The sequence below is a fragment of the Acetobacter orientalis genome (assembly GCF_000963965.1).
GTDB lineage: Bacteria > Pseudomonadota > Alphaproteobacteria > Acetobacterales > Acetobacteraceae > Acetobacter > Acetobacter orientalis.
The window spans coordinates 1-10,992 of record NZ_BAMX01000006.1 but is presented as its reverse complement, the minus strand read 5'-3'; the positions used below and the strand labels follow the sequence as shown (position 1 = coordinate 10,992).

The window sequence follows — 10,992 nt, the reverse complement described above, 5'->3', positions numbered from 1 at the left end:
ACAGGCGGCACGGGCGGAGAAAGGATGACGATCAAACACCCAGCCGCAGCAACTGTCGGCTTCTGGAAAGGTGTAGGCGTGCGCTTGCCGCAGGGTGTGTTTCCACCCGGCTGGTTTTTGTTCTGCCTGCGCACATGGCTTTCTGTGGTGCTGGCACTGGCCACTGCCTTTTGGCTCCAGCTTTCCTCACCCGGCGCGTCGGCTGTTACGGTCATGATTTTGGCCCAGCCTTTGCGTGGGCAAGTGTTGTCTAAAGCGGTGTACCGCTTGGTGGGTACATTTGTTGGCGCGTTTGTAGCTTTGCTCCTTACCGCCTGCTTTAACCAAGAGCGTGGCATATTCTTGGGTGGGGTAGCGCTGTGGCTTACCTTTTGCACCATTATTGGCACCCTAGAAAAAGACTTTAGAGCCTATGCCGCCATGCTGTCTGGCTACACCGTGGCCATTGTGGGCATTAGCTGCATAGACAACCCAGCAAGCGTTTTTACCGTTACCATTAACCGCGTGTCTGACATTGTAGTGGGCATTGCCGCCACCGCTGCGGTAAACGACTTTTTTGGCTCGCCCACCGCGTGGGAGAAACTAGCCGCTAACTTGCACCGCACTGCCAATATGGTGCGCCGCATTGCCCGTGAGGCCATAGCGGGCCACGGTATACCCGACGAAGCCGCCTGCGCTGGTTTGGCGGGCGAAATTATTGCCCTCACCACGCAAGTCTCTTACGCCAAAACAGAATTACCAGATGCTCATATTCGGCTGGCTGGTGCACGCTCGGCCATGGTGGCCTTGCTTGAAATGCTCAGTTGCAGCCGCGCCATTGCCTATGTGCTGCGCCAAGGCGAGGTCTCTGGCCCGGTTTTAACGCATATTCGTACCGCCTTTGGTGATGGCACGCCCATAGCCAGCCCCCGCCAAGCCGTAGCAGACCTAGAAGACCTAGCCCGCCAAGCCCATACAACCGAGCAAGCTCAAGGCCCCACCCTAGATGAAGCATGGCTTATTGAACGCTCTATGGCGTTGCTGTCTGATGCCCGATGGGCTGTTGATGGTATAGATGCGTTTGAAAACGGCAGCCGTGCCCGCACAACCGCGCCCGATCTAAAAATTGACCAACATCACGATGTTATTGCAGCCCTTCTGGCGGGGTTACGCACGTTGGTAGGCTTTAGCATTGCTGCGGGGCTGTGCATTATTTCAGACATTCCCGCCACGTACACGGCTCTGTCTCAAGTTGCTATTATTCTTACACTGGCCGCCACAACCTATAACGCACGCGGCTACGGCATGGGGGCGTTAATTGGTACGCCACTGGCGGTGCTGGTTGCTGCGGTGCTTAATTTTGGTGTGCTCCCGCAAGGGGCAGATATGCCGTTTTTGGCTATGGCCATTATTCCGGTAGTTTTTGCTGCCTGCCTTTTGCTCATGAACCCCAAAACAGCAACAATTGGGTTTAATGCAGGCGTTTTCTTTTTTGTTATTCTGGGTGTGGCCAACCAGCAAAATTACGAGCCATCAGCGTTTATTGACCGCAACGTTCTCTACCTGTTTGCGGCCATTGTTATTTTTATCTCGCTGGTGCTGCTCCTGCCGCCCTCTGCCAATAAACGCCGTTTTCGGGTGGCTATTACCATTGGGCACGACCTGCGCAAACAGTTTGAAGGCCACGGCGAGCAAGCAGGCTCGGCCCTTATTAGCCGCCATTATGACCGCCTGTGCCGTATTCTGGAATGGAACAGCTACCTACCCGCCAACAAAGCCAAAACCCGCGTTTTTACCCGCCTTTCCAGCCTAGATGAGTTAAATGTTGAACTGGCCCGCGCCCGCCGCCATTTGCTCCGCGCCGCCACCATACCCAGCATTCGCGCCGATGCAGAGGCTGCCTACCGCTCAACCATTATCTACAACATAGATGCAGCCCTTTACCGCATGCGCCACAAAGCCCGTTTGCTGCTTGAGCACAGCGCAGACCTACCCCACGGCCAAATGGCCACAGCGCTGGCCGCTGTCTCTTCCATGGTTGGGGCTATCAGGCTGCTGGAGCACAACCGCTCGGCCATAAATCTGTACGACCTGCTGCCCATTCCCGACCAACGCTGGAGGGCCTTTTAATGAACCTAGACCTCAGGCCCGTGCTCGATATTGGGGGGCTGTTAGTGTCCTCCTTCGTGGTGCATGCGGGGTTGGCTATTGTAACGCTGCTCGTGCTTAACCCTTTGCTGGCAAAGGTAGGCGCACGCCGCGTGATCTGGAACGTGCCACTGGCTGAGTTTGGGCTGCTTGTCTGCCTAATCGGCCTTTATACCATTATTTTGTGAGAGGATTGTCCGACCGTGTTTGAACGCGCCCGCCGCGCCCTGCAGTTTGTCACGACCGGGATTATCCTTGCCGTTGCCGCAGTTGTTGCCTTGGTTTTATGGGACTACTACACCGCCGCACCCTGGACACGAAATGGACAGGTGCGTGTGCAGGTGGCCGACATTGCCCCCCGTGTTTCTGGCCAAATTATTACTGTACGCGCCAAAGACAACCAGTTCGTACATGCAGGCGATGTGTTGTACGAAATAGACCCGTTTGACTTTAAAGTAGCAGTGGCAAGCGCAACCGCCAAAGTAAACCTGCGCCAAGCCGACATGGTGCTAAAAGACACGCAGGAATCCCGGCGGAACCGGCTGACCGAAGTTGCCGCCTCCCGCGAGGAAAAGCAGGTTTACCAAGCCACGGCAGACATGGCCAAAGCAGAATATGCCGATGCAATGGCCGCCTTGTCTCAAGCCAAAATTAACCTAGACCGTACACAAATACGCAGCACGGTTACCGGCTACGTCAACAACCTCATTATGCGCGTGGGTGACTTTGCTACGGCGGGCAAACCCAATATTCAGATTATTGATGCATCATCTTACTGGGTGGATGGGTATTTTGAAGAAACCAAAATACGCGCCATTCATATAGGTGACCGCGTGCGTATGGACCTTATGGGCTATACAGCCCCCATGTGGGGCCATGTGGTTAGCATTACACGCGGTATTGCCACCCCTAACGCAACCCCTTCTACCCAAGGCCTGCCCTCGGTAGACCCGGTTTATACATGGGTGCGCCTTGCACAGCGTATTCCGGTAAGGGTGCATATAGACAGCATACCACCGGGCACACAGCTTGCCGCTGGCATGACCACCACCGTGACCATTGTTGGCAGCAAAGGTAAACGCGCCCACGACACCTTAACCGATGTGTTTGACCGCCTGCACGATGCCTTTATGGGCGGCACCGGGGGCAACGGCACGCACTCTTAAACCAATGCCACAGCAGCCCTTGCCCAAGGGCTTTGCAAGGCTGGCTTTATTCTGCTTTTCTACCCGCACCCCTCTGGTTTGAAGTGAATAGGGGGTGTTGGGAGTTTGTTTATGCGCTTTGAGTTCTGCCTACCCCGCCCGGCCCGCCTGCTCGCTTATGGTGCTCTGCTGGTAGTTGCGGCAAGTGGCAGCGTACAAGCCGCCACAACGCTTAAAGGAGAGGGGCTGGTTATAAACGCCCCCTGCCTGAGCACCCTGCATATTACAGCCAACGCCACCCAACCCAGCAGTGTGCAAATAGACCAACCTTTGCCAGCGGGCATAAGCACCAGCATAGGCAAAGATAATATTATTACCCTAACCCAAAAAAACTGTACGGCAAGCAGCCCCCTTGCACCGCCACTCACCTTAAGCACCCGCCCAGAGCTCCCCCTCACCATAGAGAATACTGGCCGCTCTGGCGTGGTAGTAGATGACCGCACGGGCACACTCTTTGTGCAGGCAGGCTCGGCCCCTGTTGAGTTAGGAAAATCGGGGGAGTTAGGGCTTGTGTCTGCCTCTACCGGCCCCATTACCATACGCACCTTGGCAGACTCTGCGCGTATTCGCTCTGAGGTCGCAGCCCCTGTCACCATTAAAACCATTACCGCCCCCGCTATTGCCCTCTACCTTGGGGGTAAGGCCAGCTTTACCGCAGAGTCTGGGCATTTACAGGCGCTCGAAATTACCTCTGCCAGCACGCAAGATGCCCTTGTGCATGCCACAACAGATGTTGGCGTTTTTCATGTGCAGTCCAGCGGTAATATTATAGTTGATAAAGTCTCTGGTACACTGGCAACAGAAAGAGACGGTAGCGGCAAAATCATACCAGACGCCGCAGCCCCCCCACCGCCAGAACACGCAACACGGGTTACGGTCATACCCGAAAAACGGTAAGGTACGGTTTTAAAACGGTCTGGTATAAAGCCAGCATACGTTACCAAGGGGTTATGTCAAAAGGGGCAGTGTGTGGGCTTACTGCGCCGTGTTAGCCGCTTAGCATACTGCTTTTAAAACACCACTTGGTCTGTAAAACTGGGCTTGAGCAGCCCACCAAACCCTTTTGTTGCAAGGAAATAGCGCTTGTCTCTCTGCCGGCTTTTTATTCTGCGTCCTGTCGGCACCATTCTTATGGCTTTGGCCTTTGTGCTGGCTGGTGTTTTTGCATACAGGGCCATGCCCGTTGCTGACCTGCCCAATATTTCCGTGCCGGTTATTTATGTTATTGCCTCTCAGCCCGGTAGTTCGCCCCAACAAATGGCAAGCTCGCTTACCACCCCGCTAGAGCGCCACCTTGGCCAAATAGCGGGCCTAAGCAGTATGCGCTCAGACTCAACAGACAAAGACGCGTTTATTCTGCTGTTTTTTGATGACAGCCGCGACATTAACGGTGCCGCCCGAGACGTTGAAGCCGCCTTGCAAGCCGCCCGGCAAGATATGCCGCACACACTGCTTATGCCGCCGCAATATTATAAGGCCAACCCGTCTGACAGCCCCATTATGCTGGCCACCATGACGTCTGACACGCGCACCACCACCGCCCTGCGCGACCTAGCTGAAACACGCCTTAAACCCTTATTAGCCGGGGTTAAAGGGGTTGGCTGGGTTGAGCTGGTGGGGGCGTCTCAACCAGCTGTGCGCGTAGAAATGAACCCCATGCTGCTGTATAAATACGGCATTGGGTTTGAAGATGTACGCTCGGCCTTGGCCTCTGCCAATGCCAACACGCCAAAGGGGTTTATTGAATCTGGCGGGCAACGTTTTACCCTTGAAACCAACGACCAAGCCCGCACTGCCGAGCAATACCGCGAGCTGGTTATTGGCTACCGCAACGGCAGGCCCGTACACCTAACCGATGTGGCCAAAATTACGAACGGCCCACAAGATGAGCGCAAAGCCGGGTGGTACAACAAACAGGCGGCTATTCTTACCATTATTCGCCCACAGCCGGGTGCTAACGTTATTGAAGTAACCGATGCCATTCGCGCACGGGCACAAATTTTAAGTAACGCCTTACCGCCAGATGTCAGCTTTAAACTGGTCTCTGACCGCTCTGTGTCTATCCGTGGGGCGTTGGCAGATACGCAATATACACTGCTCATTTCAGTATTACTGGTTGTGCTGGTGGTGTTGGCTTTTTTACGGAGCTGGCGTTCAACGCTTATTCCGGCCATTACGGTGCCTATCTCTTTGGCCGGGTCTTTGGCCGTTATGCACATGTTGGGCTTTTCGCTTGATACGCTCTCTCTTATGGCACTGACCATTGCCACCGGCTTTGTGGTCGATGATGCGATTGTGGTGGTTGAAAACATTGCCCGCCACATGGAAGGCGGCATGGAGCGTATGCAGGCCACCTTGCTTGGCTCTAGCGAAATTGCCTTTACCATTCTCTCCATTACCATTTCGCTTATTGCCGTATTCTTACCGCTGCTGCTGTTAGGCGGTGTGCCGGGCAAAGTATTTTTTGAATTTGCCATGACCCTTACCACGGCGGTTACGGTCTCGTTTTTTCTCTCTATTTCACTCACCCCCATGATGTGCGCCTATATGCTGGAGGTGCACCCAGAAGGCGCTACGCAAGCCCCCCAAAAAAACGGCAATATTCTTGTCCGTGCGGCCCATATGTTGGCAGATGCAACCGACCTATGGATGGCGTGGATGATACGCGGCTACCGCCGCTCTCTCGGGTGGGCGCTGCGGCACCCATGGTGGGTGTTTTCTACGCTACCACTTAGCTTTTTTGCTACCGTTGGCATTCTTATCATCATGTCTAAAACCATATTGCCAGCAGAAGACATCTCTCTGCTTGAAAGCTACCTCAGCACAGACCAGACAAGCTCTTTCACCGCCACCTCTGCCAAAGCGCAAAAGGTGATAGACGCCATGATAACCGACCCGGATATTGAAACCGTACTGGGTTTTGCCGGTGAAGATTCAGCCAATACAGCACAAGTTTTTGCCCAACTCACCGACAAAGCCAAACGCTCGAGCACGCCAGAAGAAATTGCGGCCCGTGTACGCGCACGGGTAAAAGACATACCCGGTTTAACAGCCAGCATCTCTAACGCAGGCGATATTAATGGCGGCGGCCAACGCCAGCACGAAGGCACCTACACCTACGTGTTTCAAAGCGATAATGATGACGATATTTACACATGGGTGCCCCGCCTAACCGAAGCCCTGCGCAAAAGCACGGTTTTAGTAGGGGTAAGCAGCCATCTCTCCAGTAATGGCACAGCGCTGCATGTGCGCATTAAGCGCGATACCGCAGCACGGTATCTGGTAACGCCCCAGCTTATTGGCAACGCATTATACGATGCTTACGGCCAGCGTACCGCCTCTGCCATTTCTACCCCCCTTACAACCTATTATGTGGTGATGGAGGTTGAAAAATGGTTCAGAGAAAACCCAGAAATGCTCAAAACACTTTGGGTTTCTACCGCAGGTGGTACAGCCTCTGGGGCCATTGCCTCTAACACCGTGCGGGTTAAACTGCCTGATGCCGCAAGTGCCTCTCGCGCGACGACACTAAGCGAGCAGTCTTTCCGTAACGCCATTGCAAACCGTTTAGCGGGTAATGGGGCTGGGGCTTCTAACGGGTCTGCTGTGTCTTCTTCTACAGAAACAATGGTGCCACTCCCTACAGTGGCAGACCTGTTTACCGCCCCTACTCCGCTCGAGGTCAGCCACGAAAACGGGTTTATTGCAGGGAGTGTATCGTTTGACCTTGCGCCCCAAAAAACCCTAAACGACGCCACGGCAGAAATTCAGGCCGCTATGGCCAGCCTGCACACCCCTATTGGCCTACATGGCAGCTTTACCGGCCAAGCCGGAGATATGCAGAAAAACCTTATGAACGAACTGCTGGTTTTTGTTGCAGCCCTTGTCACCATGTATGTGACGTTGGGTATATTATACGAAAGCTATATTCAGCCGCTTACTATCCTGTCCACCCTACCCTCTGCTGCGGTGGGTGCCATTTTAACTCTTTGGGTTTTTGGCCAGCCTTTCTCACTCATTGCCATGATCGGGGTTATTTTGCTGATTGGCATTGTGAAGAAAAATGCCATTCTGATGATAGATTTTGCCTTGCACGTTGAGCGCACCCAAGGCCTAAGCCCGCAAGAGGCCATTTACACCGCATGCCTAACCCGCTTTAGGCCCATTCTTATGACCACACTAGCCGCCGCCTTTGGGGCTGTGCCGCTGGTGCTAGGCCATGGTTATGGCGCTGAATTACGCCGCCCCTTGGGTATTGCGGTTATTGGCGGGCTGGCTACCAGCCAGTTGCTCACCCTCTATTCTACCCCCGTCGTGTATTTATTTATGCATAGGCTCAGTGCTTGGGCAGGCCGTATGGCCTTACGGGTTAAACGCCTGTTTGCGCGCCTGCTGGGCCTAAAAGCCGCCCCGCATACATAAGCTTGGCATAAGCTGGGGCAGCATGGTGTTTTGGGGCAAAAACCACTAAGACACACAGCAGCATCTGGCAGGCCAGTTTTGCCAGACCGTTACAAAACCGTGCTGCATACCCCGTATGCAGCACATAACAACACAGGACAAACCCATGTCAGAAAGCACTCTGCCAGACCGCCTTTCCGTTAACCCGGCCAGCCCTTTTTACAACGAAGAACTGCTCGAACGCGGTATTGGCGTGCGCTTTAAAGGTGTCGAGAAAACCAACGTTGAAGAATATTGCATTAGCGAAGGCTGGGTGCGTTTAGCCGTTGGCAAAACAGTTGACCGCCACGGCAACCCTTTAACCATGAAACTTCAAGGCCCGGTTGAAGTTTGGGTTAAAGAATAACCCAGCCATGCAAGGCTCCCCATCATTTAATGAATTACATTAAATGATGGGTTATGTTAGCGTAACGTATTAACTATGAAACGTTTTAAGGGAGACCGTACTATGGCCAAGCCAGAACCAGCCAAACAACCAGACCTACGCTACACCGTGGTCATTGTAGGGGGTGGTGCTGCCGGTATTGCGGTTGCCGCACGTTTGCTGCACGAGCGCCCTTCTCTCGACGTTGCGCTTATTGAGCCTTCAAGCACCCACGCCTACCAACCCGGTTGGACACTGGTAGGCGCTGGCGCCATGAGCCTAAAAAGCACCCTTAAGCAAGAAGGTGGGCTTATTCCCTCCGGTTGCACATGGATAAGAGCCGCCGCCAGCACTTTCCAGCCAGACAACAACACCCTTACCTTGGCCGATGGCCGCGTTGTTGCTTACAACCGCCTAGTTGTATGCCCCGGCCTGCAACTGGATTGGGACAAAATTGAGGGCCTAAAAGAAACCCTTGGCCGTAACGGCGTGTGCAGCAACTATTCCAAAGAAACTGTGGACTATACATGGGCCTGCATTCAGTCTTTGGCTGGCGGTACTGCTCTGTTTACCCAGCCCCCCATGCCTATTAAATGTGCTGGCGCACCCCAGAAAATTGCCTATCTGGCCTCTGACTACTGGCGCAAGCACGGCACATTGTTCCGCACCAATGTAGAGTTCTGCCTAGCAGGTGATGCCCTGTTTGGTGTGGCCTACTTCCGCCCCGCTTTGCAAGAAGCGGTCGATTATTACGGCATTAACCTGCAATACAAACACAACCTTGTTGCGGTTAACGGCCCAGAGCGTAAAGCGACCTTTGCCATAACCAATGCAGAGGGCAAAACCGAGCACGTGGTCAAAGACTTTGACATGTTGCACGTAACCCCACCGCAAAGCGCACCAGATTTTATTAAAGAAAGCCCTCTGGCCAATGGCGGTGGCTGGGTAGATGTAGACCCCGCAACCCTACAACACACCAAATACCCCTTTGTGTTTGGCTTGGGTGACGTTATTGGCACCTCTAACGCCAAAACAATGGCCGCCGCACGGGCACAAACCCCTATTGTAACGGCTAACCTGCTGGCATCGCTTGATGGTAAACCCCTTACCGGCGCGTATGATGGCTACGGCGCCTGCCCGCTTACCGTGGGTTACGGCAAAATTGTACTGGCCGAGTTCCTGTACGGTGGCAAACCAGCCCCCAGCTTCCCCTACGACCAACGCAAACCTAGCCGTTTTGCATGGTTCCTTAAAACAACGGTCTTCCCCCGCGTTTATTGGGACATGATGCTCAAAGGCCGCGACATTACCGTGCCGCACCACCCAGAATGGTCTAAAGCCTCCTAAATTCTGCTTTTTTTAAGCGCTTAGGTTTTTCTTACAAACCCTCTGCCATCTTGGCAGGGGGTTTTGTTTTTTTCACAAAAGGCAGCTTTTCTGTAAAACAGGCGTTGCTCCTGCTGCGGCTTTACACGCGTAGCCCCCGCCCCAGTGCTGGGGGAAGCCCACACTGTGCCGCCAGCATCTTTGCTTAGGTGCTCTGCCTTTCTTTACCCTCTTGCCCTTTACAGAGAATATTCGTGACCAAACCCACAAGCCCCTCCGCCTACTATGCCCTGCATTGCCCCCTTGCTCGCCCAGTATCTCACGGCCGGAGGCACGCATGATTTTTCGTATTCTCATTCTCTCATTAGGGGCTTTTGTTTGGCAGGTTACAGAACTGCTGCCCATTGGGTTGCTGACCGATATTGCACAAGACCTACATGTTTCTGCATCGCAAATTGGGTTGTTGGTTACAGGGTATGCGTGGCTGGTAGCCCTTACAGCCATACCCCTTACCATTGTGTGCTCTGGTATAAACCGCCGCATTTTAGTGGCAGGGCTTATGGCGTTAGTGGGGGCTATTAACCTGCTTTCTGCCATGACCCCCACTTACACCGTGCTGGCACTGCTGCGTATTGTGCTGGCCCTGGGGCATGGGGTGTTTTGGTCTATTCTCTCTGGCTTGGCAGTACGTTTAGCACCAGAACTCCCTATTGCCCGCGTAACTGGCATGGCCTTTACCGGGGTGGCGGTCGCTTTTGCTGGCGGCATACCACTCGCCTCGGCCATTGGGCACTGGCTGGGCTGGCGAGCTGCCTTTTCTCTTACCGGGGTTTTGGGCGTTGCTGTGCTGGCCGGAGTTTTGGTTTTACTACCGCCCTTACCCGGCATTAAGCGGCATATTGATATACGCCACCTGCTGGGCCAACCAGTGCTACGCTACATTGCGCTGCTTACAGCCTGTGCTGTTACAGCGCACTTTACCGCCTATACCTATATTGTGCCGCTGTTACAGAGCTTAAGCCACGCTACAGCCGCACAAATACCGCTTATGCTGCTCGTTTTTGGTTGCGCTGGTATTATTGGTAACTGGTTAGGCGCACGCCTTAGTGGCTCTGCCGGGCGTAGCGTAGGGCTATCTCTTTTAGGGCTACTCGTAAGCTTTGCGCTGCTACTTGGCACAACACAATTTACACTCGGTATATGGGGTGTTTTAGCGCTCTGGGGCATTATTGCAGCCCTTATGAACCTTGCCTTACAAAGCTACGCGCTTGAACTTGCCCCCCACCAACACGAGGCCGCAGCCTCTTTTTGTGTAACAGGGTTTAATGCGGGTATTGGCACAGGCGCTTTAATTGGCGGGCTAGTACTACCAGCGGGTGGCGCACTAGCCATACTTGGCACAGGCACCCTACTGGCCTGCGCTGCCTTGGTTATTCTAACCCGCAAACCACACCTAACCAATTAGGGCTGATTGGCTGATTGGCTGATTGGCTGATTGGCTGATTGGCT

The 10,992-nt window shown here is 53.9% G+C and carries 8 protein-coding genes; all 8 read left to right on the top strand.

Annotation, left to right across the window (positions count from 1 at the left end; translation table 11 throughout):
• The first annotated feature begins 24 nt into the window (after positions 1-24).
• The 8 genes from Abor_RS01735 (at position 25) to Abor_RS01700 (ending at position 10,948) form a co-directional block, all read left to right on the top strand.
• Positions 25-2,109 (top strand): FUSC family protein, encoded by a 2,085-nt coding sequence (locus tag Abor_RS01735; RefSeq protein ID WP_048840117.1) that lies wholly within the window; start codon positions 25-27, stop codon positions 2,107-2,109.
• Positions 2,109-2,315 carry a DUF1656 domain-containing protein gene (locus Abor_RS01730; RefSeq protein ID WP_048840116.1) on the top strand — a complete coding sequence of 69 codons (207 nt, stop codon included), beginning with the start codon at positions 2,109-2,111 and terminating at the stop codon, positions 2,313-2,315. The genes Abor_RS01735 and Abor_RS01730 overlap by 1 nt, the downstream gene beginning before the upstream one ends.
• Before the next feature lie 15 nt (positions 2,316-2,330).
• Positions 2,331-3,293, top strand: a complete 963-nt coding sequence (locus Abor_RS01725; protein ID WP_048840115.1) for an HlyD family secretion protein — start codon at positions 2,331-2,333, stop codon at positions 3,291-3,293.
• 111 nt (positions 3,294-3,404) lie between these two features.
• Positions 3,405-4,229: a hypothetical protein gene (locus Abor_RS01720; protein WP_052946337.1), complete on the top strand. Its 825-nt coding sequence runs from the start codon at positions 3,405-3,407 to the stop codon at positions 4,227-4,229.
• A gap of 186 nt (positions 4,230-4,415) precedes the next feature.
• Positions 4,416-7,754, top strand: a complete 3,339-nt coding sequence (locus tag Abor_RS01715) for an efflux RND transporter permease subunit (protein WP_048840114.1) — start codon at positions 4,416-4,418, stop codon at positions 7,752-7,754.
• 145 nt (positions 7,755-7,899) lie between these two features.
• Complete coding sequence (locus Abor_RS01710) at positions 7,900-8,139, top strand: DUF3297 family protein (protein ID WP_048840283.1); 240 nt, start codon at positions 7,900-7,902, stop codon at positions 8,137-8,139.
• Positions 8,140-8,241: 102 nt separating this feature from the next.
• On the top strand, positions 8,242-9,504 hold the full coding sequence (locus Abor_RS01705; RefSeq protein WP_048840113.1) for an NAD(P)/FAD-dependent oxidoreductase: 1,263 nt from the start codon (positions 8,242-8,244) through the stop codon (positions 9,502-9,504).
• Between the two features lie 316 nt (positions 9,505-9,820).
• The gene (locus Abor_RS01700) at positions 9,821-10,948 is read left to right on the top strand and encodes an MFS transporter (RefSeq protein WP_048840112.1); all 1,128 of its coding nucleotides are present in this window, start codon (positions 9,821-9,823) and stop codon (positions 10,946-10,948) included.
• The last annotated feature ends 44 nt before the right edge of the window (positions 10,949-10,992 follow it).

Coding starts and splice junctions, on each gene's coding strand:
- Abor_RS01735 (WP_048840117.1), top strand. CDS start 25: ATGACGATCAAACACCCAGCCGCAGCAACTGTCGGCTTCTGGAAAGGT.
- Abor_RS01700 (WP_048840112.1), top strand. CDS start 9,821: ATGATTTTTCGTATTCTCATTCTCTCATTAGGGGCTTTTGTTTGGCAG.
- Abor_RS01705 (WP_048840113.1), top strand. CDS start 8,242: ATGGCCAAGCCAGAACCAGCCAAACAACCAGACCTACGCTACACCGTG.
- Abor_RS01730 (WP_048840116.1), top strand. CDS start 2,109: ATGAACCTAGACCTCAGGCCCGTGCTCGATATTGGGGGGCTGTTAGTG.
- Abor_RS01720 (WP_052946337.1), top strand. CDS start 3,405: ATGCGCTTTGAGTTCTGCCTACCCCGCCCGGCCCGCCTGCTCGCTTAT.
- Abor_RS01710 (WP_048840283.1), top strand. CDS start 7,900: ATGTCAGAAAGCACTCTGCCAGACCGCCTTTCCGTTAACCCGGCCAGC.